This window comes from Rhodococcus sp. NPDC058532 (genome assembly GCF_042719255.1).
In the GTDB taxonomy this organism is placed as follows: Bacteria; Actinomycetota; Actinomycetes; order Mycobacteriales; family Mycobacteriaceae; genus Rhodococcus_G.
In genome coordinates this window covers 62,923-88,017 of sequence record NZ_JBHXNU010000005.1, presented here as the reverse complement: position 1 = coordinate 88,017, position 25,095 = coordinate 62,923, and the positions used below count along the sequence as shown (strand labels likewise).

The following is a 25,095-nucleotide window of genomic DNA, read 5'->3' as shown; positions in this document are numbered from 1 at the left end:
GGAAGAACCGCCGTTGCCGCGACCGTTCGACGTGAGGCCCATCCAGGCGAACCGGTCTTCCTCCCTGCTGCGCTGCCCGGTCAGGCGGTGCAGCAGCCACGAGCGTATTCCGGCGACGGCGCCGTCGGCCAGCGCGGTGGGGTGGCCGGTAAATCCGTGCGGGGCACCAGGATAGACCCGCAAGTCGACCTCGTTTCCCGCGGCGGCCAGCCGGGCCGCCATAGCGAGGTTGTCCTCCAACAGCACATCATCACCCCCGACCACCAGCAGCGTTGGGGGCAGACCCGACAGGTCGGCGTAGATCGGCGAGACGTCCGGTGCGGTGCGGTCCGCGACGGGGCCGAGGTAGGCGTCGAGGAAATACTCGTCCGCGATCCGGCCGCCCGCCGGGGTCCGCCCGCTCAGGTCATAGGTGCCGAACTCGAGCGCGGCACCGGCGTATCCGTCGACGACGCCGGCATCCCGCAGCCGGAGCAGGGTGGCCAGCGCGAGCGTCGCCCCGGCAGAGCTTCCGCCGATCGTGAGCCGGGACGTACCGAAACGATCCGCGGCATTGTCGAGCAACCACAGCGCGACCGCCGCGCAGTCGTCGGGTGCCGCCGGCCACGGATCCTCCGGCGCCAGCCGATAGTCCACGCCGACCACCGCCACCCCGAGGGCGTCCGCGAGCACGCGGTTGCGTACGTCCCGGTGCGCGGCGGAATCCAGGTAGAAGCCGCCGCCGTGAATGTCGAGGACCACGCCCCGCGGCGCCCCGATGGACGGGGTGAGGATCCGGACCGGGACCTGAACACCGGCGCCGTCGACGACCTCGGTGACGGCGGACGGGTCGGTGGGAGCAGGCGCGGACCTGCGGGCCCTCGCTTCGCGCAGCTCGTCCGGGCCGTTCGGCCCCCGACCGGACGGCCGCACCGCGTAAAACGCCCGCGCCTGGGCGAGGTGCTCAGCGGGGACGTCGACGCTCAGGGCATCCAGCGTGAACCGCACCCCGGGTCAGCTCGCGGAGTCCTGGTCGAGGGTGTACTTCACGAGGGCATTGGCGTGGCCATGCCCGAACCCGTGCTCGGCCTTGAGCCAGGCGACGAGGTCCATGTGCTTGGTCAGCTCGGAGGCGCGAATCACGGACTGCCACTCGCTGATCGGGCGGCCGTACTTCGCTTCGATCGACGGGAAGTAGGACGCCGGACCCTTCACCTGTTCGCTCATGGACGCCACCGTAGCCGCGGGGACCGACAGACACCGGCAACGCGCAGGCGCGCCCGGTGGCGGGTCGGTCAACGGCGCACCCGATAGCGCAGGTGGAGAACCCGGTTGCCCTGAATCGCCACGTCGGGATCCTTCAACAGGTGCTGTGCGTCAACCGACCCGAAGTAGCGCTTGCCGGACCCGAACACCACGGGAACGACGTCCATCCGCACCTCGTCGATCAGGCCAGCGGCAAGCACCTGGCCACCGACGTCGCCAGCGGCGACCTCGACCACACGGTCGCCGGCAAGCTCCTGCGCCGTCGCCACGGCCGCCTCGACACCGTCGACGAAATGAAACGGTGACTGGGGGTCCCACCCCTCGGGCGCGGGCCGGTGGGTCACGACGACCACGTGGTCGATTCCGCTCGGCGGCTTCCCGTCCCAGCCGCCGGTCATGTCGAAGACGTGGCGGCCGACGATTGTCACGCCGATCCGGTCCCAGTACGCCCGGGTGTAGTCGTGGGACGCCTGCGACACCGTCAGCGCGCCACCCTCGTCCAACGGGACGTCCCCGCTGGACAACCAATCGAACAGCGGTCCGGGCTGGTCCTTCTCGTTCGCGATGAAGCCGTCCACCGACACCGAGCTGTACATGACCACCGTGCCCACGGGGCTCTCCTCTGTTCTGGGGTGCCCCCCCAAGTTAGCGTGTCGTGGGCCGTCGCTCGTGGGGACAAGCAACGGGCCCGCGCGCCCACTCGGCCGCGACGGCGACATCCGAGGTCGATGCGATCCCGGCCGGGATCGGGGTCCGCGCGACCATCACCACCGGCAACCCGAGTTCGCGGGCGGCCTCGAGTTTCGCGGAGGTCAGTGCCCCGCCCGAGTTCTTCGTCACCACCACCTCGATGCGCCGTTGCCGCATCAGGGCGATTTCGTCGGAGACGGTGAACGGCCCACGCGCCAGCAGAGTCTCGGAGTCCGGCGGTACCGCCACCTCGGGCGGGTCGATCGCGCGGATCAGGAACCAGCCGCCGGACCCGGCGAACGCGTCCACGCCCTGCCTGCCGATGGTCAGGAACACCCGCGACCCCAATCCCGGTAGGGCGGCCGCGGCGGACGGCAGATCGGGCACCACCTGCCACCGGTCCCCCGGCCGCGGCGTCCACTCCGGCCGCCGCAACACCAGCAGCGGGACACCGAGACTTTGGGTGGCCGCGGCCGCATTGGCGGTGATCCGGGCCGCGAACGGGTGCGTCGCGTCGACGACGGCGTCGATGCCGTTGCCACGCACCCACTCCGTGAGCCCGTCGACGCCGCCGAAACCGCCGACCCGGACCTCACCCTCGGGCAACCGCGGATCGTTCACCCGCCCGGCCAACGAGGACACCACCTCGACGTCCGGCGCACCAACCAATTCGGCGGCCACCGCTCGGCCCTCCGACGTGCCGCCGAGCACCAGAACCCGACGCACGTCAGGCCCCGATTTCGATGCTGCGCATCAGTGCGTCACGCGGCGCCGGGCAGGCGAGTACAGGTAGCTGCCCGGGAAGCCCTCCGCCGCGAGCACCCGGCCGACGACGATCACCGCCGTCTTCGTCACCCCCGCCTCGTGCACCTGCGCGGCAATCGAATCCACGGTCCCGCGCAGCACGATTTCGTCCGGGCGGGACGCGTACGCCACCACCGCGACCGGGCAGTCCCCGCCGTACGGGCCGCGCAACTCGTCGGCGACCTGCTCGATGCGATGCGCGGCCAGGTGGATCACCAGTGTCGCGCCGCTCGCCCCGAACGTCGCCAGGTCCTCGCCGTCGGGCATCGCCGTCGACAGTGTCGACACCCGGGTCAGCACGATCGACTGCGACACCCCCGGCACCGTCAGTTCCCGGCCCAGCGTCGCGGCCGCCGCAGCGAAGGCGGGGACACCGGGCACGATCTCGTAGTCGACGTCCGCGGCGTCGAGGCGGCGGACCTGCTCGGCGACCGCACTGTAGATCGACGGGTCCCCCGAGTGCAGCCGCGCGACATCCTTGCCGGCCCGGTGCGCGGCGACCAGCAGGTCGGTGATCTCGTCGATGTCCAGGCGGGCGGTGTCGACGATCTCGGCGCCGTCCGGGCACCGCTCGAGCAGTTCCGCGGGCACCAGGCTGCCCGCGTACAGGCATACCGGGCTCTGTTCGAGGATCCGGGCGCCGCGGAGGGTGATCAGGTCGGCGGCGCCGGGGCCGGCGCCGATGAAACGGACGGTCACGCGTCCTCCTTTTTGGTGACGACCCACTGGGCGACGGGCAGGTGCGGCCGCCACGCGGTGAATCCGCCGAGGGATTCGCCGCGGTAGATCTGGAACTTGCGCAGCCGACCGCCGTGCGCGGCATGCTGGGACAGCAGCAGCGCCTCGGATTCGGCGGTGACGGCGTTGACGACCATCCGGCCACCGACCGGAAGGGCAGCCCAGCACGCCTCGAGCAGGCCCGGTGCTGTGACTCCGCCACCGACGAAGATCGCGTCCGGGGTCGGCGCGCCGGCCAGCGCATCGGGTGCGGCGCCGCGCACGTCGAGGACCGGCACCCCGAGCCCGGTCGCGTTGGCGGCCATCCGGTCCCGGCGGACGGCGTCGCGTTCGAAGCCGATCGCCCGGCAGGACGGGTCGGTGCGCAGCCATTCGATGGCGATCGAGCCGGAGCCGCCGCCAACATCCCACAGCAGCTCCCCCGGCTCCGGCGCCAGCGCGGCCAGGGTCAGTGCCCGCACCTCCTGTTTGGTCAGCTGCCCGTCCGAAGTGAACGAGTCGTCCGGCAGCCCGGGCATCCGGGTGCGGCGCGCCGCGTCCGGGTCGCGGCGGCAGGTCAGCGCCAGCAGGTTCAGCGGGTCGCCGGGCGCCCGGTCCCAGTCGGCGGCAACACCGGAGGAGACGGATTCCCGCGGTCCACCCAGCTGTTCCAGCACGGTGAGATCGGTGCCGCCGAAACCGTTCTCCCGCAGCAGTGCCGCCACCGCGGCCGGGGTGTGTCGATCCCGGGAGAGCACCAGCAGGTGCCTGCCGTGCGCCAGGTGCGGGAGCAGGGTCTCGGCGGGCGCGGTCACCAGCGACACCACCGGCGTCTCGTGCAACGCCCAGCCGAGCCGCGCGCACGCCAGCGACGCCGACGACGGCGCGGGCAGCACCCGCACCCGGTCGGCGCCGAGCAGCCGGATCAGGGTGACGCCGATGCCGTGGAACATCGGATCCCCGCTGGCGAGGACGCAGATCCGGCTGCCCTCGTGGTCGGTGAACAGGCCGGGCAGCGCCGGCACCAGCGGCGTCGGCCACACCGCCCGCCGCGCGGCCGACGCGGGCAGCAGGTCCAGTTGCCGCGCCGAGCCCATCAGCACCTCGGCGGCCTCGACGGCGCGGCGGGCGTTCGCGGACAGCCCGTCCCAGCCGTCGGCGCCGATCCCGACGACGGTGACCTGATGGCCCATCAGCGCGGCATCCGGCGCCAGATCCACTGCGGCAGCAGCCGCATCACGACGAACACCGGTCCGAGCCTGCCGGGGACCGCGACCCGCTCGCGGCCCTTCGCCAGCGCCGCGACGACCGCGTCCGCCACCTGTCCGGGGGTGCTCGACATCGGGGCCGGGGACATGCCCTCGGTCATGCGCCCGATCACGAAGCCGGGCCGCACCAGCAGCAGGGAGACGCCGCTGCCGTGCAGGGCGTCCCCGAGACCGCTCGCGAACCCGTCCAGCCCGGCCTTCGCCGAGCCGTACACGTAGTTCGCGCGCCGCACCCGCACCCCGGCGACCGACGAGAACACCACGATCCGGCCCGACCCCTGCGCCCGCAACAGCTGCGCCAGGTGCGTCAACACCGACACCTGCGCGACGAAGTCGGTGTGGATGACGTTCACCGCGTGCTGGGCGTCCGCCTCGGCGCGCTGCTGGTCGCCGAGCACACCGAACGCGAGGACCACGGTGTCGATCGGGCCGAGCTCGGCGATCTCCGAGAGCACCCGCGCGTGGTCGGAGACCCGGTCGGCGTCGAACTCGACGGTGTGCACCTCGGACGCACCCGCCTCCCGCAGCGCCGCGGACTCGTCCGTGAGGTCCACGCTGCGCCGGGCCGCGAGGACCACCGAGCGACCCGACGCGAGACGGGTCGCGACCTCGAGACCTATCTCGCTGCGCCCACCGAGAACGACCACCGAACCGACACTCATGTGTCCAGTGTGCCGGGCCGAGCGGGCATGTCCTAACGTCGGGTCATGGCCCGCACCCCCTTCGACCCCGCCGACCTCACCGAGGATGCGCTTGCGTTTCTCACCGATCGGCATCTCGCCTCGCTGACCACCCTGCGCCGGGACGGAACCCCGCACGTCGTCGCGGTCGGATTCACCTGGGACCCGGATCGGCGGTTGGCGCGGATCATCACCAACGGCGGATCCCAGAAGGCCCTCAACGCCGAACGCGGGGGTTATGCCGCCGTCACCCAGATCGACGGCCCGCGCTGGCTGACACTTGAGGGCGCGGCGCGGGTCAGCGCCGACCCGGGCGACGTTGCCGAGGCCGTCGCCCGGTACGCCAACCGATACCGGGCGCCACGGGAGAACCCGACCCGGGTCGTGATCGAGATCAGCGTCCGACGCGCGCTGGGCGTCGCGGGGCTGCTCGGCCGCTGACACCCTCGACGCGGCCCCACGGACCGGCATAGTGTTGTACGGAGCACAGGTGCACGGATCGCGGGGAATCCCAACTCGAGGGGCAGCCATGACACGCACAGCACTCCGACTCTCCGTCCTGGCGGGAACGGCGGTGGCCGCACTGCTCGCGGCCGGTCCGGCGCAGGCCGGGCCGCCGCACCCATTCGGCCCGCCCGCGCTGACGATCGGCTGCCCGAACCAGGGCAGCCTGATGTCGTTGACCGGCGCCACCGGACAGTCCGGGCCCGAGCCGGGGATCGCACCCGGCGAGATCCGCTTCCAGACCTTCCCCGCCGCGCCGCCGATCCCCGCCGCGGGCCAGGTCACCGTCGCCTGGGTCAACTTCGACACCGGACAGACCGGTATCGCGAACCTTGAGGGCGTCTACCCCTATTACTCGAAGACGGTATACACCGGGCACGGCAACGTGATGGCGACGGTGTTCGGGTCGATCAACCTCGGCAGCATGCCGCTGTGCCAGTCGAATCCCACCTTCGGCAACTTCATCGTCTGAACCCCGTCAGCTCGTCGCCTCCTCGAACGCCGCCGCGTCCTCGGCGCCGAACCGATCCTCGAGCACCTCGGGGCTGTAGTCGAGGTCGATCTCCTCGACCGGGCGGCCGCGCGCCGACTCGATCGCACCGAGCCGGCGCTGCGCCCGATCCGCGGCGTACGCGACGAACTCCTGGTCGTCGAGACCGAACGGTTGCACCTCGAACTGATCGTTCACCCAGTTGATCATCCCGAGGGCCATCGGCATCAGTTCCGCCATCCGCTGCTGCACCACGCCCCAGTTGGCGTCGTCCGCGGCGACATGCCGCCTGCAGGTGAACGTGCCCCACGCCATGTGCCTGCGCTCATCGTTGCCGATCAGCCGGATCAGCTCCACCATCCCGGGCAGGATGTTCCACTCGGTGCACACCTTCTGCCACGCGTAGTACCCGGTCAGCGCGAGGCTGCCCTCAATCACGTGGTTGTAGGTGACCGACGCCCGCACCTGATTCGCCGGGCTCGGATCGGACTCCAGGATCCGCAGCGATCCGGGCAGCTCCTCGTAGAACAGCTGCCGGTAGTAGGGGTTCTCCGCGACGTACGGGTGCAGGTCGCCGGTCAGTCCGACCGCGTCCATCCACAGCCGGAACACCTGGGTGTGCTTGGCCTCCTCGAAGCAGAACTGGGTCAGATACATCTCGTCGCCGAGCCTGCCCTCCGCGGACATCGCCTTCATGAACGGCTGGATGTCCTCGGTGACCGCCTCCTCGCCCGCGATGAACTGGGTGCACAGGTAGGTGGCGCTGCGTCGCTGCTCATCGGTCAGCCCCTCCCAGTCCTGCGCGTCCCGACCGAAGTCGATGGACAGCGGATCCCAGAAGTGCGCGTTGCCCTTCGCGAACAGGCGCAGCGGGAAGGCGTCCCAGTTGAGCCCTCCCGCCCTGAGCGACCCGAAACCCTGCCTGGTGAGCGGTGTAGCGGTCATGTCGGCGCATCCTCACGACGAAGTGAACGGGTGATCCCCATCACACTGTAGGTCCGTTCGGTGCCGCCGCGCCGACTACAGCGCGGTGAGTCCGTGCGGACGGGTGTTCATCGGCTCGCACCCGTCGGCGGTGACGACGACGATGTCCTCGATCCGCGCACCCCAGCTGCCCCGGAAATAGATGCCCGGCTCGATGCTGAACGCCATCCCCGCCACGAGTTCGATGCGGTTACCCGCGACAATGTACGGCTCCTCGTGCACGGACAGCCCGATCCCGTGGCCGGTGCGGTGCACGAACGCCTGCGCCAACCCCACGCCAGCGAGTACATCCCGCGCCGCGGCGTCCACCGACTCGGCGGTCACCCCCGGCCGCACCGCGTCCACCGCCGCCCGCTGGGCCCGCTCAAGCGCCGCGAACCGCTCCGCGACCTCCGCGGTGGGCTCGCCGATGCTGTAGGTGCGGGTGCTGTCCGAGTTATAGCCGGGCGCAACCGGACCCCCGATGTCGATCACCACCACGTCCCCGTCCGCGATCACCCGATCCGACACCTCGTGGTGCGGGTCCGCGCCGTGCGGGCCCGACCCGACGATCACAAACTCCGCCGCGGTGTGCCCCTCCTCGACGATCGCCGCCGCGATGTCGGCCGCCACCGCGGCCTCGGTCCGGCCCGCCCGCAGCCACTCCCCCATCCTGGCGTGCACCCGGTCGATCGCCGCCCCGGCCCGCCGCAGCGCGTCGATCTCGGCCGCGTCCTTGACCATGCGCAACTCGCGCAGCACCCCGGTCGCCAGCACCGGGGGCGCACCGAGCGCCGCGGACAGCGGGATCACGTGCAGCGCGGGCATCGCCTCGGCGACCGCGGTCCGCCCCGGCGTCGGCAGCAGCGACCCCACCAGCGCGTACGGGTCGACGCCGTCCACCCAATCCCGCACCGACAGACCGAGATCCGCGACCGCGGACTCGCCGAGACCGGCCAGCTCGAGCGTCGGGACCACCACCGCCGGGGTGCCCCCGTCCGCGGGAATCACCAGGCAGGTGAGCCGCTCGAACGACGCGGCCCCCGACCCGACCAGGTATTTCAGGTCCGGTCCCGGCGTGATGAGCAGTGCATCGAGGCCCGCTGCCGCGGTCAACGCGGCGGCACGACGCAGACGGTCGGCGTAGACGGCGGTCGGGAAGCGGGCTGCCGATGACTCGCTCGATGCACTCATGGGAGTCAACCCTAGTTCTCTTTGGCAGGATGGGCCGCATGACCGGACCCCTCCTTCTCCTCGACGGCGCGAGCCTGTGGTTCCGCGCGTATTACGCACTCCCCGAATCGTTCACGGCCGCCGACGGCCGCCCGGTCAACGCGGTGCGGGGGTTCACCGACATGGTCGCGTCCCTGATCACCCGGCACCGGCCGGGGCGGCTGGTGGTCTGCCTCGACCTCGACTGGCGCCCCGGCTTCCGCGTCGACCTGGTGCCGTCGTACAAGGCGCACCGGGTCGCCGAACCGCACGAGGCCGGACCGGACGTCGAGGAGGTGCCCGACACGTTGACCCCGCAGGTCGACATGATCATGGACGTTCTCGCCGCAGCGGGGATCGCCACCGCGGGCGCCGTCGGCTACGAGGCCGACGACGTGCTCGGCGCCCTCGCCGCCCGCGAACGCGACGACACGGTGGTGGTGGTCAGCGGCGACCGGGACCTGCTGCAAGTGGTCTCCGACGATCCGGTGCCGGTGCGGGTGCTGTACGTCGGGCGCGGGCTGGCGAAGGCCGAACTGTTCGGCCCGGCCGAGGTCGCCGAGAAGTACGGTGTTCCCGCCGACCGTCCCGGACCCGGCTACGCCGAACTGGCATTGCTGCGCGGCGACCCGTCCGACGGGCTTCCCGGCGTCCGGGGGGTCGGCGAGAAGACCGCGTCCGCCCTGCTGCAGCAGTACGGATCCGTCGCAGCCCTCCGCGCCGCAGTCGACGACCCGGACTCCGGTCTTGCGAAGGGGATTCGCGGCAAGCTCGCGGCGTCCGCCGACTATCTCGACGCCGCGCTGCCGGTGGTGCGGGTTGCCACCGACGCGCCGGTCGACCTGTCGGGTCCCGATGTTCTGCCCGCCGACCCCGTCGACCCCGACCGGCTCGCCGCGCTCGCCGAGGAGCTCGCGATCGGCGCGTCGATCGGGCGGCTGACGACGGCGATGGCCGCGTCCCGGGCCGAGTAGGGCGGCCGTGTCCTACCGCCGGTTCCGCAGGGTGAGGTAGGCGTCGAGCTGCGCCGCGCCCGCGAGCAGGTCCCGCCCGCGGGTCGTCAGCCGCTCCTGCCAGGAGTCGAGGAAGACGCTCAGCGCGTCCGCGCCACCGGCCTCCCGAAGCGACTGCACGAACCGGGCGATCCGCGGCAGCGGGTAGCCGCCGCGACGCAGCGCTCGCGCGATTTCCGCCTCCCGAACGCGGTCGGGTCCGTAGCGGCGGTATCCCGTCACCCGGTCCCGGTCGGGGTGGACGATGCCCGCACTCTCCCAGGCCCGCAGTGTCGCCGCATGGACGCCGATCCGGTGCGCGAGCTCCCCGACGGTCAGCGGCGGGCCCGGCACCGGCTCCGGCGCCGAGGACGACAGCGCCCCGAGCGTCGCCGCAACCTCGAATCGGGTCTCGCGTTCGGTGAGCAGCGCCGCGTGGGTCGCGTCGACGAGGCGGAAGACCGACTCCGGATCGTCGCGGTGGGTGGCGCGCATGATCTCGACCGCGCGGCGATGCCCGTGACCGCGACGCAGAGCGAGGAAGGCGCGCAGGGCCTGCGCGTGCAGCGGCGTGTAGCGCCGGTGGCCTGCCGCCGACCGATCGGCTGGCGGCAGCGCCCCGGCGTCCTCGTAGTTGCGGATCGCCTGCGCCGACACCCCGTGTTCCCTGGCCAGATCGACGGGTCGCACAGCGCACCCCCTGTTTGAGGTTTTTGGGCCATCAGGCCAGGTGATTGTGGCCAAACTTCACACGAATCTTCAACGATACCGTCGAGTGCACCACTACGAGAATGGGGTGCACTCATGTTCGATGCCACCGCGCTGCGCGGGATCGGCAGGCCGCTCGACGATCCGGCAACCCTGGGACGAACCGTCGACGACCTGCTCCGCGGCCGGTCCGCTCCGCCCACCCTGCTCGCCCTTGGCGAGCCGACTCACGGGATCGACGCCTTCCCGGCGCTGCGCAACGACCTGCTGCGGCACCTCGTCGGGCGGGGATTCCGGTCGATCGTGCTGGAGACCGACATCTTCGCCGCCGGCGTCGTCGACGCCTTCGTGGCCGGTGCGGACGTCGATATCGACACCGTCCTCGCCACCGGATTCAGTCACGGCTTCGGCACGCTCCCGGGCAACCGAGAGCTCCTCGACTGGCTCCGCGGCCACAACGCCGGTCGCGCGCCCCACGACCGGGTCCGGTTCCACGGCTTCGACGCGCCGCTCGAGTTCGCCAGCGCGCCGAGCCCCCGGCACTCGCTGTCCGTCGCCGTCGACCACCTGCCCGCGGCGCTGCGACCGGAGGCCGTCCGCGACCTCGACGGATTGCTCGGCGACGAGGCGGACTGGACCAACGAGGCCGCGATGTACGACCCGACCGTATCCGTCGGCGGCACCGCCCGAGCCCGAACACTGCGCGGCGTTGCCGACGCCGTCGCCGACGCGCTGCACCACGCGGCGCCCGACCCGGACTCCGCCGGTCACGATCTCGCGGTCGCGCATGCCCGCACCGCGCGGGGACTGCTGCGCTATCACGCCGCGATGGCAACGCCGTCCCCCGACCGGATCGCGACCCTGCTCGGGATCCGGTCGGAGCTGATGGCGGCGAACCTGCTCGCGATCGTCGCGCGGGAGCAGGGGCGCGGCCCTGGCCTGGTGTTCGCGCACAACGCCCACCTCCGGCGGGCGCCGTCCGAGACCCTGGCCGACGCCGCGGCCGGGGCCGGGGCGGGTGAACTCGTCGGACGCGCGCTCGGCGACCGGTACCTGTTCGTGGCCGCCGACGCCGCGCCGGACAACGCACCGGGCACCCTGCAGGGCATGCTCGCCGCGGCGACCACCCGCCGCTCCCTGTTCGCCGCGCCTGCGCTCCGGGCCGCCCTGCCGCCCACGGTGGAGGCCGGGGATCCGATCGTCCGCGGCCACCTCCCGCTGACTCGGGGCGACCTCGATCGCGCCGACGCGGTCGTGTTCGTCGCCGACAGCGACGGCGCGCAGCATCGCTACTGGTAGCACGCCCTACCCGGCGGTCGGGCGGCTCACCTCGTAGGTGCCGTCGTCGTCGGTGAACGTCACCGTGACCTTCTGCGGCTCACCGTCGACCTCGAGCGTGCAGGTGAACGTCGCCCCGGCGGCGACCTTCTGATCGGCCGGGCACACCACGTCCGCCACGTCGGTGAGACCGTACGACCCGGTCAGCACCTGCGCGACGCCCTTCTGCGCGGCGGTCCGATCGAGGGTGGCGCCGCCGACCATCTGGACCGCAAGGACCGCCACCGCGACGACGACCGCCGCCCCGATGCCGACACCGATCCACATCGGCAGCTTCGACTTCGGGGCGGCCGCCGCCTGCTGCGGGTACGGCGCCTGCGGGTATCCCGGTTGCTGCGGGTATCCCGGTTGCTGCGGGTACCCGCCGGGCGGCGGATACTGGCCGGGCTGCGGGTGCTGCATGAACTGGCCGGACGGCGGCGCCTGCGGGTACTGCGGCGGCGCCGGATACTGCTGACCCGGGTACGGCGGCGCGGGGTACTGTCCGCTGGGCTGCTGTCCCGTCGGGTACCCGGACGGGTACGGGGCGGGATACTGGCCGTACTGGGCCTGCGGATACTGCACCGGGTACTGCGGGGGGACGTACTGCTGCTCGGCGCTCCACGCCTGCTGGCTCCACTGCGGCTGCGGCTGCTGCGGCAGCGCGGTCGTCGCCGACGGGGTAGCGGGTTCCGGTCCGGTGGCCGGCGGTGTCGGTGGCTGTGGTGTCGCCTCGGGCGCCGGGTCACCGTTCTGGCGGTCGTCGCCGACCCCGCCGTCGGTCCCTCCGTTGTCCGGACCACTCATCTGCCGCCTCCACTCGTCGCTGCTCACACGTCACGAACCCCCGTCTCCACCCTCGTTGCACGAACCCCCGGGTGGCGGCAGAGCGCGACCAAATCCAACCACACGGCCCCGGCCGCCCCGGCGGCGCCGGTCAGGCCGCGTCGATCGCGACCACCCCGCGCCGGATCGCGCCGACCGCCTTCGCCGCCGCCGACCGCACCTCCGGATCCGGCGCCGTCTGGTGCACCTGGTCGAGCAGATCGATCACCTGCCTGCACCAGCGCACGAAATCACCCGCGGACAGCGCCTGGCCGCGGTCGCCCGCCGCGAGCAGCGCATCGACGAGGGGTTCACCGCGCGCCCACAGGTGGATCGCGGCGACGAACCCGAAGTCCGGTTCCCGGGTCAACGGAAGCTTGTGCCGGACCTCGTCGGTCCGCAGCGCCGACCACAACTGCACCGTCTCGCCGAGCGCATGCCGAATCGGCGCGGTCGGGCCACGATCGGTCGTCGACGCGTCCTGCCGGGACTCGAACACCAACGCCGACACGACCGCGGCCAGTTCGGCGGGCGCCAGACCCTTCCAGGTGCCGCGCCGCAGGCACTCCGCGACCAGCAGGTCACTCTCGGAGTACAGCCGCATCAGCCGGTGCCCCTGCTCGGTGACCGCCCCCGCATCGGTGTACCCCCGCTCGGCCAGCAACCGGAGGATCCGGTCGAAGGTGCGGGCCAGCGAATTCGTCGTCGCGGCCACCTTCTGCCGCTTCCCGTCGAGGTCCCTGGCCAGCGTGTTGTACCGCTCCCCGATCCGGCTCAACCGGTCCCGGTCCGGTGCGGTGTGGCAGGGATGGGCCCGCAGCGCCCGACGCAGCGCGGCCAACTCCCCGTCGTGCGCCGCGGCCGACCTGCGCTTCGGGTGCCTGCCGGGGGCGACGATCCCGGTGCTGCGCAGCGCCGACGCCAGATCGCGCCGGGTACGGGCGGTGTTGTGCTGGACGTGCCGCGGCAACCGCATCGTGCCCAGCGCCTTCGCGGGCGCCGGGAAGTCCGCCGCCGAGATGCGGCCAGCCCACTTGTCCTCGGTCAGCACCAGCGGCCGCGGATCGGTCGGGTCCGCGTCGGGTTCGAGCACCACGGCAAGACCCGATCGGCGGCCGGCCGGGATGGCGATCACGTCGCCGCGCCGCAGCGTCGTCAGCGCAGCAACCGCGTCCCGGCGGCGATCGGTGCGGCCCTGCCGTTCCAGCTGCCGTTCCCTGGTCCGAACCCGCTCCCGCAGCTGCGCGTACTCGAAGAACTCGCCGTCCTCGCCGCCGAGTTGATCCCGCAGCCCCGCGAGCGCCTGCTCGTCCCGCTCGATCGACCGGACCAGGCCGACGACCGACCGGTCGGCCTGGAACTGTGCGAACGACCGCTCCAGCAGCGACCGCGACTCGGCCGCGCCCATCCGGTCGATCAGGTTGATCGACATGTTGTAGGACGGTCGGAACGAACTGCGCAGCGGGAAGGTGCGGGTCGACGCGAGCCCCGCCACCTCGGTCGCCTCGACGCCGGGCTGCCAGAGCACGACCGCGTGCCCCTCGATGTCGATGCCGCGCCGACCCGCCCGGCCGGTCAGCTGGGTGTACTCGCCCGGCGTCAGCTCGGCGTGGGTCTCCCCGTTGTACTTCACGAGGCGTTCGAGGACCACGGTCCTGGCGGGCATGTTGATGCCCAGCGCCAGCGTCTCGGTGGCGAACACCGCCCGCACCAGCCCCTTGACGAACAGTTCCTCGACGGTGTGTCGGAACGCGGGCAGCATCCCGGCGTGGTGACCAGCGATGCCCCGTTCGAGACCCTCCCGCCATTCCCAGTACCCCAACACCGCCAGGTCGTGTTTGGGCAGGTCACCGGTGTGCCTGTCGATGATCGCGGCGATCTCCTCGGCCTGATCCTCGGTGGTCAGCCGCAACCGGGACCGCAGGCACTGCGTCACCGCGGCGTCGCACCCGGCGCGGCTGAAGATGAACGTGATCGCCGGCAGCAGCCCCTCCTCGTCGAGGCGGGCGATCACCTCCGGCCGGGGCAGCGGCCGAGTCGCGGAACTCGGTGCCGGGCCGCGACCCCGACCGCGGGGCTGCCAGGTGTCGTGGCGGTCAAGGGCCTGACGCTGCTTGAGATGCCGCACCAGGTCCCGGTCGATGACCAGTCGGGCCGCCGGGTCGGCGGACTGCGAGGTGGTGTCGAAGAGGTCGAACAGGCGACGGCCGACCATCATGTGCTGAAACAGCGGGATCGGCCGCACCTCGTCGACGACGACCTCGGTGTCGCCGCGGACGGTGCCCATCCACGCGCCGAACTCCTCCGCATTGCTCACCGTCGCGGACAGGCTGACCAGCCGCACCTCCTCCGGAAGGTGCAGGATCACCTCCTCCCACACCGCGCCGCGGAACCGGTCGGCGAGGTAGTGCACCTCGTCCATCACCACGTGGGAGAGCCCGCGCAGCGTCGGCGAGTTCGCGTACAGCATGTTCCGCAGCACCTCGGTCGTCATCACGACCACCGGTGCGTCGGAATTGATGCTGACGTCGCCGGTGAGCAGCCCGACCGACGCCTTCCCGTAGCGGTCGACCAGGTCGGCGTACTTCTGATTGCTCAACGCCTTGATCGGGGTGGTGTAGAAGCACTTGCGACCCGACACCAGGGCCAGGTGCACGGCGAACTCGCCGATCACCGTCTTGCCCGCACCCGTCGGCGCGCAGACCAGCACCCCGTGCCCGGATTCGAGCGCGCGGCAGGCCTCCAGCTGGAAGCCGTCCAGCGGAAAGTTCAGCAGGCTCGCGAAGACGTCCAGTTCCACACCGTCAGGTTGCACACCGTCAGGCTAACGACAGACACCGACCGCGCCGCGGCGGGCGTGGTCGGTGTCCGATGGTTGTCGCGGTCGGTGACGGTCAGAGGGTGTCCGAGTAGTCGACCCGCGCGGGCGACGCGATGTCGGCGGCGTCGTCGAGGGGGGACGCCTCGTCGTCGTCGAGTGCTCCCCAGCCTGCCGAGGCCTTGCGCTGCTTGCGCCTGTCGTTGAGGCGGGCGACCTGGATCGCGACCTCGAGCAGCACGGTCAACGCGAGCGCAAGGACCAGCATCGAGAACGGGTCCTGCCCCGGCGTCGCGATCGCCGCGAACACGAACATCGCCATGATCAGCCCGCGCCGCCACGACGACAGCTTCTCGTAGGTGAGGATGCCGACCGCGTTGAGCGCGACGATCAGCAGGGGGATCTCGAAGCTGACACCGAAGATGATCAGCAGGTTGATCAGAAACCCGAAGTACTCCGCGCCGCCGAGCGCGGTCACCTGCACGTCCCCGCCGATCGTCAGCAGGAAGTGCAGGGCCTTCGCCACGATCAGGTACGCCAGCACCGCGCCGCCGACGAACAGCGCCGCCGCCGAGGCGACGAACCCGATCGCGTAGCGACGTTCCTGGTTGTGCAGACCCGGAGTGATGAACGCCCACAGCTGGTACAGCCAGACGGGGCAGGCCAGCACGATGCCTGCGGTGAACGCGACCTTGAACCGAAGCATGAACTGCTCGAACGGGGCGATCGCGAGGAGGCGGCACTCGCCGTCGTCGGTCAGGTCCGCGCGGGCCTCCGACGGCAGCGAACAGTACGGGCCGCGGAGGATGTCACCGAGGCTGTCCATGCCGAAGATCTGGTGCGAATACCAGAAGAAGCCGAAGGCGGTCGTCACGAGGATCGCGAGGATCGACCACAGCAGCCGCGTGCGCAGCTCATACAGGTGGTCGATCAACGACATCGTGCCGTCGGGGTTGACCCGGCGCCTGCTGCGCCGCGGGTCGAAGGGGATACGCACTGATGGGGCCCTTGGTTCTGCTCAGCAGTGAACCGGGGCGGGTCCGCCCCGGTCGCACGGTCGGACTAGGACGCCTTGGGCTCCGTGCGTACTGCGTCGGTCGCCGTGGCCTGCGCGTCGGGGGCCGAGGCGGGCAGCTGCGAGGGAGCGGCCGGGGCGGCGGCAGTGGAGGCGCCGTCGTTCTGCATCTCCTTGACCTCGCTCTTGAAGATGCGCAGGGAGCGACCGAGGCCGCGGGCCGCGTCGGGCAGCTTCTTCGAACCGAACAGGATCACGACGACCAGCGCCACAATGGCCCAGTGCCAGGGGCTCATTGCACCCATTTTTACCTCCAGGAATCAGTTGGCACGATGCTACCGGACGCTCGGCGGTCCTGAGGGGTGGAATGCCCGGACTCACGTGCCCGTCGAGTGTCGGTACAGGTCGAGGGCCGCGCTCGCCCTGGCCCGAATGGACTCCGACAATTCCGGCGGACCGATCACCCGGACCCCCGGACCGAACCCCGCCATCAGCCGGGCCATCCACGCCGACGACGCGTACCGCATCGACGCCTCGACCACGCCGTCCGCGCCGACCACCACGTCCGTCATCGGGTAGTAGTCCAGCACCCAGGCGTGGTCCGGTGCGATCGCGAGCCGCGCCTGCGGGAGCGTCGCGTCGTCGTGGAACAGTTCCAGCGACGCCGACACGTCGTACCCGTCCCCCGGCGGCCGCGCCTGCTCGTCAAGCTCGGTGGCCGCGTCGATCCGGTCGTATCGGAACAGCCGCACCCCCCCTGCCTGCCTGCACCACGCCTGCAGATAGCTGTGGTTGTCGACAGCGACCACCCGGATCGGGTCGACCACCCGCTCGGTCACCGCGTCCCTGGACGCCGAGAAGTAGGTGATCCTCAGCGCGTTTCCCCGGCGCACCGCGGACCGGACAGCAGCGACGACAGGGCTCTCCGGCCCGGGGTCGGCCACCGACTGCGTCAGCACGCCCCCGGCCGCGACACCAGCAGCCGATTCGATCTTCGCGATCGCCCCCTGCACCGAGGAGGGGTCCGCGGTCCCCGGCAACTCCCCTACCGCCCGCAACGCGATCAGCAGCGCCGTCGCTTCCGTCGAGGTCAGCCGCAGCGGCCGATCGATCCCGGCCGCGAAGGTGACCGCGACCGTCTCCTCCTCGAAGGACAGGTCGATCAGGTCACCCGGCCCGTACCCGGGCAGCCCACACACCCACAATTGGTTCAGGTCGGTCGTCAACTGCGCCACCGACACCCCCAGCTCGGCGGCGGCCGCACTCTTCGTGATCCCCGGATTGGCAACAAAGTACGGAACCATGTTCAGCAGTCGCGAGAGCCGCTGTGTCAGCCGCTGGCTCATCGGGCCCCTCCCGCGGCGACCGTGAGGCGGGCGATCACGTCGGACCGCAACGACTCCGGTTCCAGCACCAACGCATCCTCCCCGTAGCCGGCGATCAGTCGCGAGATCCAGTCCCGGGACCGCACCGGGACGTCGAGCACCACCCCGTCCCGCCCGGCGACCGTCATCGGGCGCAGCGGGCGGCCGAGGCGGCGCAGTTCGTGGGCACGCCCGTCCCGCACCCACACCGTCGCGGCGCCGGACACCCCCGCGGTGCCCACCGCACGCCCGACCAGTGCACGCAGGTCCGCCCCGTCCGGTTTGCGCACCGCACCCCGCGGCCCGACCGGGACGACCTCGTCCCCGATCCGCGACAGCCGGAAGGTGCGCGTGGCGTCCCGGTCGACATCATGTCCGACCACGTACCAGCGGCCGTCATGGGTGACAACACCCCACGGCTCGAGATGCCTGGTCGTGACCGGCGCGGTTCGCGCGGAGCGATGCTCGAAACGGATCGCGCGACCGGCCTCGATCGCGGCGAGCACCGCCTCCAGGGCAGGTTCCGACCCGCGGGCCCGCGCGGGCAGCGCCGTGAACAAGGCCGCCGCGGATTCCCGATCGACGGCCACTCCCGCCGCCCGCAGCTTCAACACCGCCCCCTGCGCGGCCGACCCCAACTCCGGGGACTCGAGCAGCTGCACCGCGATCGCGACGGCGGCGGACTCCTCGCTGGTCAGGTCGATCTCCGGCAGCGCGTACGCCTCGGGGCTGATCCGGTAGCCCTCAACCGTGCCGAACCGGGACGCCTGCCCCACCTCCAACGGAACCCCCAGGTCCCGCAGCTCGTTCTTGTCCCGCTCGAACATCCGCGAGAACGCCTCGTCGCTCGCCGATTCGTCGTAGCCCGCAACGCTCTGACGGATCTTGTCCGCCGTCAGGAACTGTCGGGTCGAGAGCAGGCAGATGACGAGGTTCATCAGCCGCTCGACTTTGCTGGTCGCCACGGATCAGCAGCCTAGGACATGCCCCGACGGCACCACTACATTGATGCGATCAGACGCTCGACGCGCTCGTCGACAGACCGGAACGGGTCCTTGCACAGCACGGTTCGCTGGGCCTGGTCGTTCAGCTTCAGGTGCACCCAGTCCACGGTGAAGTCCCGGCCCGCGTCCTGGGCGGCGGCGATGAAGTCGCCGCGCAGCTTCGCCCGGGTGGTCTGCGGTGGGGTGTTCACGGCGGCGTCGATCTGATCGTCCTCGGTCACCCGCTTCGCCAGACCCTTGCGCTGCAGCAGATCGAACACCCCGCGGCCGCGCTTGATGTCGTGGTAGGCGAGGTCGAGCTGCGCGATCCGCGGATCGGCGAGCTCCAGATTGTGCTTGTCCTGGTACCGCTGGAACAGCTTCCGCTTGATCACCCAGTCGATCTCGGTGTCCACCTTCGCGAAGTCCTGGGACTCGACCGCGTCGAGGATCCGCCCCCAGAGCTCAACGACCTGCTCGACCTGGGGGTCGGGCTCACGGTTGCGGAGATGCTCGACCGCCCGCGCGTGGTATTCGCGCTGGATGTCGAGGGCACTGGCCTGCCGCCCCCCGGCGAGCCGGACGGGCCGCCGTCCGGTCATGTCGTGACTGACCTCGCGAATGGCGCGGATCGGGTTGTCGAGGGCGAAGTCACGGAACGAGACGCCCGCCTCGATCATCTCCAGCACCAGCGCCGCGGAACCGACCTTGAGCATCGTGGTGGTCTCGGCCATGTTCGAATCGCCGACAATCACATGCAGGCGACGGTACTTCTCGGCGTCCGCGTGCGGCTCGTCCCTGGTGTTGATGATCGGCCGGGACCGGGTGGTCGCGGACGAGACGCCCTCCCAGATGTGTTCGGCGCGTTGCGACAGGCAGAATGTCGCCGACTTGGGGGTCTGCAGGACCTTCCCAGCTCCGCAGATCAGTTGGCGGGTCACCAGGAACGGCAGCAGGACATCCGAGATGCGGGAGAACTCCCCGGCCCGAACCACGAGGAAGTTCTCGTGGCAGCCGTAGGAGTTGCCCGCCGAATCGGTGTTGTTCTTGAACAGGTAGATGTCCCCGCCGATGCCCTCCTCGGCGAGCCGCTGCTCGGCGTCGACGAGCAGATCCTCGAGGACCCGTTCCCCGGCCCGGTCGTGGGTGACGAGCTGAGCGAGCCCGTCGCACTCGGCGGTCGCGTACTCCGGGTGCGATCCCACGTCGAGGTACAGGCGTGCGCCGTTCCTGAGGAACACATTGGAGCTCCGCCCCCACGACACGACCCGGCGGAACAGGTACCGGGCCACCTCGTCCGGGCTCAACCTGCGATGCCCGTGGAAGGTGCACGTCACCCCGAATTCGGTCTCAATTCCCATGATTCGCCGCTGCACACCTCGACAGTACAACGCCGGAGGTCTCCGATACGGTGTTCCTCGTCGGCCTTCCCGCCGTAGCGTGGGAACGTGGCCGAAGTGAGACCTTCCGCGGAAAGTACCGACCGGATCGTCATGCGGTGGATCGCCGACCGACCACCGTCCCCGGTGGACCCCGGGATGCGCGCGCTGAGCACCCTGGCGAACCACGGGGTGCTGTGGTCGGGGGTCGCCGCTGGCCTCGCGGTGTGCGGGCGACGGCCACGCCGGGCCGCGGTGCGGGGCCTGCTGTCCCTCGCAGGCGCGAGCGCGCTGTCGAACGCGGTGCTCAAGCCGCTCTGCCCCCGCAGGCGTCCGCCCGCGGACCTGCCGGAGTTCCCGCGGGGCCGCGGGCTGACCGCCCCGAGCTCCTCCTCGTTCCCGTCCGGGCACGCCGCATCCGCTGCCGCGTTCGCCACCGGTGTCGGACTCGAATACCCGCTGGTGGGGGTCGTGGTCGCGCCGCTGGCCGCGGCGGTCGGATACTCCCGCGTGCACACCGGCGTGCACTGGCCGTCCGATGTCGTTGCCGGCCTGGCCGTCGGCGCCGCGGTCGCGGTCGCCACCCGAGCATGGTGGGCGGTCCGGGACCAGGAGCCGGCGACCCTTGGCCCCGACCGGGCGACGCACGCACTGCCCCGCGGCGCCGGGATGATCGTCTTCGTCAACACCGGATCCGGCGCCGGACCGGATCCCACCCGCACCGAGATCGAGCGGCGGCTGCCCGCCGCGACGGTCGTCGAACTCGACCCCGGCGCCGACTTCGGCGCGCGGATCGACCGGACCATCAGCACCCTCGACGCCAGGGCGCTCGGCGTGTGCGGCGGCGACGGCACCGTCGTGACCGTGGCCGAGGCCGCCGTCCGGCATGCCCTGCCGCTCGCGGTGTTTCCCGGCGGCACCCTGAACCACTTCGCGCGGGACGCCGGGGTCGGCGATGTCGAATCGACCGCAACAGCGATCGAGCGCGGCGCCGCCGAACTGGTCGACCTCGGCGCGGTCCGCGTCGACGGAGGACCGGAGCGTCCGTTCGTTAACACCGCCAGCCTCGGTGGATACCCCGATGTGGTGCGCCTGCGCGAGCGGTGGGAGCCTCGGCTCGGCAAGTGGCCCGCAGCGGGACTCGCGATGATCCGCGTCCTCGCCTCCGCCAGCCCGTTGCCGACCAGGATCGACGGGATCGCACACTCGGTATGGATGCTGTTCGTCGGGAACGGCCGCTACACGCCCCCGGACCAGGTACCGATGTCGCGCCCCGACATCCACCGCGGAACCCTGGACGTGCGCTACCTGCTCGCCGATCACCGATGGTCACGCCTGCGGTTGATTGGCGCGGCACTGACCGGGACGCTGGGTGGCTCCCGCGCCTACGCTCACCGGGACACCCCAACCCTGGCCGTCGAGATCGCCGGGGATCCGGTCGCGTTGGCGACCGACGGCGAGGTGGTCGCCGACGGTCGCCTTTTCGAGTTCCGCAGCAGGCCGCACAGCGTCGTGCTCTACCGCGGGACCGGGCCGTAGCCGGGCCTCCTGCGTGCCGCCCGGGTCGGGCCTATTCCGTGCCGCCCGGGTCGGGCTGTTCCACCGGTTCGGTGCCGGGCGCGGCCGGGTCGACCGGCAGCAGCGCCTCGAGGGCACTGCCGGTGATCCGGCGGAACGCGCGCCGCGGCCGCGACTGATCGAGGACCGCGACCTCAAGGCCGGACACCCCGATCACGCGACGCTCACCCTCACCGTTGGCTGCCGCGGTGCCGTCCCGGAGCGCATCGACAGCGAGGGTGACCGCGGTCGCGAGGTCGGTTCCCGGCCGGTACGACTCCCGCAGGGCCGTGACGATCGGTTCCGTCGCGCCGCCCATCACGACGAACTGCTGCTCGTCGACGATCGACCCGTCGTAGGTGATGCGGTACAACTGCGCGTGATGGTCCTGGTCCGCCCGCCCGACCTCCGCGACGCACAGTTCCACCTCGTACGGCTTCGGCTGCTCGGTGAAGATGGTGCCGAGCACCTGCGCGTACGCGTTCGCGAGGGAGCGGCCGGTGACGTCACGGCGGTCGTACGAATACCCGCGCATGTCCGCGTGCATGATGCCCGAGCGGCGCAGGTTCTCGAACTCGTTGTACTTGCCGACCGCCGCGAATCCCAGCCGGTCGTAGAGCTCGCTGACCTTGTGCAGCGACGAGGACGGATTCTCCGCCACGAAAAGCACGCCGTCCGCATAGGTCAACACGATCACGCTGCGACCCCGCGCGATCCCCTTGCGGGCCAGCTCCGAGCGGTCCCGCATGATCTGCTCGGCGGAGGCGTAATACGGCATGGTCACGGCGTGCCACCTGCTTCCTTGGTGCGGTCGGCGACGACCGTGCGGGCGAGATCGGCCAGCCGATCCGCGGACACAACGGCGGCCCCGCCATCGGTGATCACGACCGCGGTCGGGTAGATGCCGCGGGTCAGGTCCGGGCCACCGGTGGCCGAATCGTCGTCGGCGGCGTCGTACAGGGCCTCGACCGCGGCACGCAGGGCCCCGGCCTCGTCGGCCGCCGGGTCGAAGGTCTTCTTCAGCGCCGACTTCGCGAACAGCGATCCCGATCCGACCGCGTGGTATCCGGCGCGTTCCTCGTAGCGACCGCCGACGACGTCGTAGGAGACGATCCGCCCCGCCTTCGCCGGGGTGGACGCGTCCAGGTCGTATCCGACAAGGAGCGGGACGACGGCCAGCCCCTGCATCGCGGCGCCGAGGTTGCCCCGCACCATCGACGAGAGCCGATTCGCCTTGCCGTCGAACGTCAGTGGGACGCCCTCGATCTTCTCGTAGTGCTCCAATTCGACGGCGAACAGCCGCACCAGTTCGATCGCGACGCCCGCCGTACCCGCGATCCCGGCCGCCGAGTAGTCGTCGGTCACGTACACCTTCTCGACGTCCCGGCTGGCGATGACGTTGCCCATTGTCGCGCGCCGGTCGCCCGCGATCAGGACGCCGCCGGCGAAGGTCAATGCCACGATCGTCGTCCCGTGCGGCGCGATGTCCGATCGGGTGGTCATCGGCTCACCACTTCCACCGCGAGAGCCGAGGTCGAACCGGTTCTCCGGCAACAGTTCCGGCGCATGAACACGCAGGTGCTCGGCGAACGAGGACAACTGCGCGTCGAAGCGCAGCCCCCCGCCTCCGAGCACCATGCGCGCCGCCGGGGAATCCGGCGTCACTGGCCGCCCTTTTGCACGTACGCGCGAACGAAGTCCTCGGCGTTCTCCTCGAGCACGTCGTCGATCTCGTCGAGCAGGTCGTCCGTGTCCTCTGCGAGCTTCTCGCGACGTTCCTGACCCGCACCGCCATCACCGACGGCCGCGTCGTCGTCGTCGCCCCCGCCACCGCGTGTGGTCTGCTCCTGCGCCATAGCCGCCGACCTCCTCATTCCTCGCACTGCACCGTGTCCGTGCACGCACCGTCGGTGACCGTTCGTGCTCGGACCTTCACCCTACCGATCGGCGACGACACCGGGACGATTCGTCGTCGTGTCGCGCGCGATTGTCACGTCGTCAACTGATCGACCAGGTCAGCCGCCGAACTCGCCGCCTCAAGCAGCGCTCCCACGTGCGCCTTGCTGCCCCGCAGCGGCTCGAGGGTGGGAATCCGGACCAGGGAGTCGCGACCCAGGTCGAAGATCACCGAGTCCCAGCTCGCCGCGGCGATGTCCGCCCCGAAGCGGCGCAGGCACTCACCCCGGAAGTAGGCGCGGGTGTCGGTCGGTGGGGTGTGCACCGCGTCAAGGACCTGCTGCTCGCCAACCAGCCGTTCGATCGAACCGCGCGCCACCAGCCGGTTGTACAGGCCCTTGTCCAGCCGGACGTCCGAGTACTGCAGATCGAGCATGTGCAGTTTCGGTGCCGACCAGGCCAGGCCCTCCCGATTACGGAACCCCTCGAGGATTCGCAGCTTCGCCGGCCAGTCCAACAGGTGCGCGCATTCCATCGGATCCCGCTCAAGCAGATCGAGCACCGTCGCCCACTTCGTGAGCACGTCTGCGGCGCGCGCGTCGTCCGGGCTGTCCCGCTCGACCAGCTTCGCCGCACGCTGGTGGTACTCCCGTTGCAGCGCAAGGCCGGTCATCTCGCGTCCGTCGGCGAGCGCAACCGTCTGCCGCAGCGTCGGATCGTGACTGATCTGATGCACCGCGGTCACCGGGCGCGCCAACTGCAGGTCCGACAGGTCCACCCCGGCCTCGATCAGATCGAGAACGAGCGCCGTGGTCCCGACCTTCAGGTAGGTGGACCACTCGGCGAGGTTCGCGTCGCCGATGATCACGTGCAGCCTGCGGTACTTCTCGGCGTCCGCGTGCGGCTCGTCGCGGGTGTTGATGATGCCCCGCTTGAGGGTCGTCTCGAGTCCGACCTCGACCTCGATGTAGTCCGCCCGCTGGGAGAGCTGGAAGCCCGCTTCGTCACCCGACTGCCCGAGCCCGACCCGGCCGGAACCGCAGATCACCTGGCGGGACGCGAAGAACGGCGTCAGGCCAGCGATGATCGCCGAGAACGGCGTGTCCCGCGAGCACAGGTAGTTCTCGTGCGTTCCGTAGGACGCACCCTTGCCGTCGACGTTGTTCTTGTACAACTGGAGTCGAGGGGCGCCGGGCACGCTGGACGCGTGCCGTGCCGCGGCCTCCATCACCCGCTCCCCCGCCTTGTCCCAGATCACGGCGTCGAGCGGATCGGTGACCTCCGGGGCTGAGTACTCGGGGTGGGCGTGGTCGACGTACAGCCGGGCGCCGTTGGTGAGGATCATGTTGGCAGCGCCTACCTCGTCCGCGTCGATGACCGGTGCGGGCCCGTTGAACCGTCCCAGGTCGAAGCCGCGCGCGTCGCGCAGCGGCGATTCAACCTCGTAGTCCCAGCGGGTCCGCTTCGCGCGGGGAACGCCCGCGGCGGCCGCGTAGGCCAACACCGCCTGGGTGGAGGTCAGGATGGGGTTCGCCGTCGGCTCCGACGGGGACGAAATGCCGTACTCGACCTCGATACCGATGATCCGCTGCATGGCGTCGAGCGTAGAGCGTCCGGCGTGCGCGCATACCCCGGACGCCACCCGCCCGGTTCAGGGCGGGGTCTTTG

Annotated in this window: 25 protein-coding genes and 1 pseudogene; 5 read left to right on the top strand and 21 right to left on the bottom strand. The window is 71.1% G+C overall.

The annotated features are described in order from the left end of the window. Positions 1-81 precede the first annotated feature (81 nt). The 7 genes and pseudogenes from ACFWQG_RS08315 to ACFWQG_RS08285 form a co-directional block, all read right to left on the bottom strand. Positions 82-987, bottom strand: a pseudogene (locus ACFWQG_RS08315) (alpha/beta hydrolase fold domain-containing protein); the annotation flags it as partial. Positions 988-993: 6 nt separating this feature from the next. After that, positions 994-1,206: a DUF4287 domain-containing protein gene (locus tag ACFWQG_RS08310; RefSeq protein WP_378507122.1), complete on the bottom strand. Its 213-nt coding sequence runs from the start codon at positions 1,204-1,206 to the stop codon at positions 994-996. Between the two features lie 68 nt (positions 1,207-1,274). Then, complete coding sequence (locus ACFWQG_RS08305; protein ID WP_378507121.1) at positions 1,275-1,856, bottom strand: dihydrofolate reductase family protein; 582 nt, start codon at positions 1,854-1,856, stop codon at positions 1,275-1,277. Between the two features lie 34 nt (positions 1,857-1,890). Further along, a complete protein-coding gene (locus ACFWQG_RS08300; RefSeq protein ID WP_378507120.1) occupies positions 1,891-2,661 on the bottom strand; it encodes a cobalt-precorrin-6A reductase in 771 nt (256 codons plus the stop codon). Between the two features lie 27 nt (positions 2,662-2,688). Continuing rightward, entirely contained in the window at positions 2,689-3,438 is a 750-nt protein-coding gene (cobM, locus tag ACFWQG_RS08295) for a precorrin-4 C(11)-methyltransferase (RefSeq protein ID WP_378507119.1), read from the bottom strand. Next, positions 3,435-4,649, bottom strand: a complete 1,215-nt coding sequence (cbiE, locus tag ACFWQG_RS08290) for a precorrin-6y C5,15-methyltransferase (decarboxylating) subunit CbiE (RefSeq protein ID WP_378507278.1) — start codon at positions 4,647-4,649, stop codon at positions 3,435-3,437. Before cbiE ends, cobM begins: the two co-directional genes overlap by 4 nt. Then, positions 4,649-5,386, bottom strand: coding sequence for an SDR family NAD(P)-dependent oxidoreductase (locus ACFWQG_RS08285; protein ID WP_378507118.1), 738 nt, complete (start codon positions 5,384-5,386; stop codon positions 4,649-4,651). The genes cbiE and ACFWQG_RS08285 overlap by 1 nt, the downstream gene beginning before the upstream one ends. 45 nt (positions 5,387-5,431) lie before the next feature. Here ACFWQG_RS08285 and ACFWQG_RS08280 point away from each other — a divergent pair, with 45 nt between their 5' ends. Then, positions 5,432-5,845, top strand: coding sequence for a pyridoxamine 5'-phosphate oxidase family protein (locus ACFWQG_RS08280; RefSeq protein WP_378507117.1), 414 nt, complete (start codon positions 5,432-5,434; stop codon positions 5,843-5,845). Between the two features lie 88 nt (positions 5,846-5,933). After that, positions 5,934-6,380: a hypothetical protein gene (locus ACFWQG_RS08275; protein WP_378507116.1), complete on the top strand. Its 447-nt coding sequence runs from the start codon at positions 5,934-5,936 to the stop codon at positions 6,378-6,380. 6 nt (positions 6,381-6,386) lie between these two features. Here the strand turns inward: ACFWQG_RS08275 and ACFWQG_RS08270 are convergent, their stop codons facing one another. Next, complete coding sequence (locus ACFWQG_RS08270) at positions 6,387-7,343, bottom strand: R2-like ligand-binding oxidase (protein WP_378507115.1); 957 nt, start codon at positions 7,341-7,343, stop codon at positions 6,387-6,389. 75 nt (positions 7,344-7,418) lie between these two features. Next, positions 7,419-8,555 carry a M24 family metallopeptidase gene (locus ACFWQG_RS08265; protein WP_378507114.1) on the bottom strand — a complete coding sequence of 379 codons (1,137 nt, stop codon included), beginning with the start codon at positions 8,553-8,555 and terminating at the stop codon, positions 7,419-7,421. 38 nt (positions 8,556-8,593) lie between these two features. On the opposite strand from ACFWQG_RS08265, the gene ACFWQG_RS08260 reads away from it, so the two are divergent. After that, positions 8,594-9,547 carry a 5'-3' exonuclease H3TH domain-containing protein gene (locus tag ACFWQG_RS08260; protein WP_378507113.1) on the top strand — a complete coding sequence of 318 codons (954 nt, stop codon included), beginning with the start codon at positions 8,594-8,596 and terminating at the stop codon, positions 9,545-9,547. A 12-nt stretch (positions 9,548-9,559) separates the two neighbouring features. On the opposite strand, the gene ACFWQG_RS08255 is transcribed toward ACFWQG_RS08260, so the two are convergent. Beyond that, positions 9,560-10,255, bottom strand: coding sequence for a MerR family transcriptional regulator (locus ACFWQG_RS08255; RefSeq protein WP_378507112.1), 696 nt, complete (start codon positions 10,253-10,255; stop codon positions 9,560-9,562). Positions 10,256-10,369: 114 nt separating this feature from the next. On the opposite strand from ACFWQG_RS08255, the gene ACFWQG_RS08250 reads away from it, so the two are divergent. Beyond that, positions 10,370-11,572 (top strand): erythromycin esterase family protein, encoded by a 1,203-nt coding sequence (locus ACFWQG_RS08250; protein WP_378507111.1) that lies wholly within the window; start codon positions 10,370-10,372, stop codon positions 11,570-11,572. A 6-nt stretch (positions 11,573-11,578) separates the two neighbouring features. Here the strand turns inward: ACFWQG_RS08250 and ACFWQG_RS08245 are convergent, their stop codons facing one another. From ACFWQG_RS08245 to pafA, 7 genes are all read right to left on the bottom strand, one after another. Next, complete coding sequence (locus ACFWQG_RS08245) at positions 11,579-12,397, bottom strand: DUF4333 domain-containing protein (RefSeq protein WP_378507110.1); 819 nt, start codon at positions 12,395-12,397, stop codon at positions 11,579-11,581. 130 nt (positions 12,398-12,527) lie between these two features. Further along, complete coding sequence (locus ACFWQG_RS08240) at positions 12,528-15,230, bottom strand: DEAD/DEAH box helicase (RefSeq protein ID WP_378507109.1); 2,703 nt, start codon at positions 15,228-15,230, stop codon at positions 12,528-12,530. Positions 15,231-15,309: 79 nt separating this feature from the next. After that, the gene (gene tatC, locus ACFWQG_RS08235) at positions 15,310-16,230 is read right to left on the bottom strand and encodes a twin-arginine translocase subunit TatC (RefSeq protein WP_378507108.1); all 921 of its coding nucleotides are present in this window, start codon (positions 16,228-16,230) and stop codon (positions 15,310-15,312) included. A 65-nt stretch (positions 16,231-16,295) separates the two neighbouring features. Next, a complete protein-coding gene (tatA, locus tag ACFWQG_RS08230) occupies positions 16,296-16,553 on the bottom strand; it encodes a Sec-independent protein translocase subunit TatA (RefSeq protein ID WP_378507107.1) in 258 nt (85 codons plus the stop codon). 72 nt (positions 16,554-16,625) lie between these two features. Beyond that, positions 16,626-17,594 (bottom strand): helix-turn-helix transcriptional regulator, encoded by a 969-nt coding sequence (locus tag ACFWQG_RS08225; protein WP_378507106.1) that lies wholly within the window; start codon positions 17,592-17,594, stop codon positions 16,626-16,628. Next, on the bottom strand, positions 17,591-18,577 hold the full coding sequence (locus ACFWQG_RS08220; protein ID WP_378507105.1) for a helix-turn-helix transcriptional regulator: 987 nt from the start codon (positions 18,575-18,577) through the stop codon (positions 17,591-17,593). Before ACFWQG_RS08220 ends, ACFWQG_RS08225 begins: the two co-directional genes overlap by 4 nt. Before the next feature lie 35 nt (positions 18,578-18,612). Continuing rightward, complete coding sequence (pafA, locus tag ACFWQG_RS08215; protein WP_378507104.1) at positions 18,613-19,971, bottom strand: Pup--protein ligase; 1,359 nt, start codon at positions 19,969-19,971, stop codon at positions 18,613-18,615. A gap of 72 nt (positions 19,972-20,043) precedes the next feature. Here pafA and ACFWQG_RS08210 point away from each other — a divergent pair, with 72 nt between their 5' ends. After that, complete coding sequence (locus tag ACFWQG_RS08210; RefSeq protein ID WP_378507103.1) at positions 20,044-21,513, top strand: phosphatase PAP2 family protein; 1,470 nt, start codon at positions 20,044-20,046, stop codon at positions 21,511-21,513. A 31-nt stretch (positions 21,514-21,544) separates the two neighbouring features. On the opposite strand, the gene prcA is transcribed toward ACFWQG_RS08210, so the two are convergent. The 4 genes from prcA to dop all read right to left on the bottom strand — a co-directional run bounded on the left by prcA (position 21,545) and on the right by dop (position 25,021). Beyond that, positions 21,545-22,315, bottom strand: coding sequence for a proteasome subunit alpha (prcA, locus tag ACFWQG_RS08205; RefSeq protein ID WP_378507102.1), 771 nt, complete (start codon positions 22,313-22,315; stop codon positions 21,545-21,547). Next, a complete protein-coding gene (gene prcB, locus ACFWQG_RS08200; RefSeq protein WP_378507101.1) occupies positions 22,312-23,196 on the bottom strand; it encodes a proteasome subunit beta in 885 nt (294 codons plus the stop codon). Before prcB ends, prcA begins: the two co-directional genes overlap by 4 nt. Then, positions 23,193-23,387 carry a ubiquitin-like protein Pup gene (locus ACFWQG_RS08195; protein ID WP_378507100.1) on the bottom strand — a complete coding sequence of 65 codons (195 nt, stop codon included), beginning with the start codon at positions 23,385-23,387 and terminating at the stop codon, positions 23,193-23,195. The genes prcB and ACFWQG_RS08195 overlap by 4 nt, the downstream gene beginning before the upstream one ends. A 134-nt stretch (positions 23,388-23,521) precedes the next feature. After that, the gene (gene dop / locus ACFWQG_RS08190; protein ID WP_378507099.1) at positions 23,522-25,021 is read right to left on the bottom strand and encodes a depupylase/deamidase Dop; all 1,500 of its coding nucleotides are present in this window, start codon (positions 25,019-25,021) and stop codon (positions 23,522-23,524) included. Between the last annotated feature and the right edge of the window lie 74 nt (positions 25,022-25,095).

Bases quoted from the DNA above. Each gene is read 5' to 3' on its own strand.
- ACFWQG_RS08250 (WP_378507111.1), top strand. From the start codon at position 10,370: ATGTTCGATGCCACCGCGCTGCGCGGGATCGGCAGGCCGCTCGACGAT.
- ACFWQG_RS08310 (WP_378507122.1), bottom strand. From the start codon at position 1,206: ATGAGCGAACAGGTGAAGGGTCCGGCGTCCTACTTCCCGTCGATCGAA.
- ACFWQG_RS08280 (WP_378507117.1), top strand. From the start codon at position 5,432: ATGGCCCGCACCCCCTTCGACCCCGCCGACCTCACCGAGGATGCGCTT.
- ACFWQG_RS08275 (WP_378507116.1), top strand. From the start codon at position 5,934: ATGACACGCACAGCACTCCGACTCTCCGTCCTGGCGGGAACGGCGGTG.
- ACFWQG_RS08270 (WP_378507115.1), bottom strand. From the start codon at position 7,343: ATGACCGCTACACCGCTCACCAGGCAGGGTTTCGGGTCGCTCAGGGCG.
- tatA (WP_378507107.1), bottom strand. From the start codon at position 16,553: ATGGGTGCAATGAGCCCCTGGCACTGGGCCATTGTGGCGCTGGTCGTC.
- ACFWQG_RS08195 (WP_378507100.1), bottom strand. From the start codon at position 23,387: ATGGCGCAGGAGCAGACCACACGCGGTGGCGGGGGCGACGACGACGAC.
- ACFWQG_RS08225 (WP_378507106.1), bottom strand. From the start codon at position 17,594: ATGAGCCAGCGGCTGACACAGCGGCTCTCGCGACTGCTGAACATGGTT.
- ACFWQG_RS08245 (WP_378507110.1), bottom strand. From the start codon at position 12,397: ATGAGTGGTCCGGACAACGGAGGGACCGACGGCGGGGTCGGCGACGAC.
- cbiE (WP_378507278.1), bottom strand. From the start codon at position 4,649: ATGGGCCATCAGGTCACCGTCGTCGGGATCGGCGCCGACGGCTGGGAC.
- ACFWQG_RS08260 (WP_378507113.1), top strand. From the start codon at position 8,594: ATGACCGGACCCCTCCTTCTCCTCGACGGCGCGAGCCTGTGGTTCCGC.
- ACFWQG_RS08265 (WP_378507114.1), bottom strand. From the start codon at position 8,555: ATGAGTGCATCGAGCGAGTCATCGGCAGCCCGCTTCCCGACCGCCGTC.
- ACFWQG_RS08285 (WP_378507118.1), bottom strand. From the start codon at position 5,386: ATGAGTGTCGGTTCGGTGGTCGTTCTCGGTGGGCGCAGCGAGATAGGT.
- dop (WP_378507099.1), bottom strand. From the start codon at position 25,021: ATGCAGCGGATCATCGGTATCGAGGTCGAGTACGGCATTTCGTCCCCG.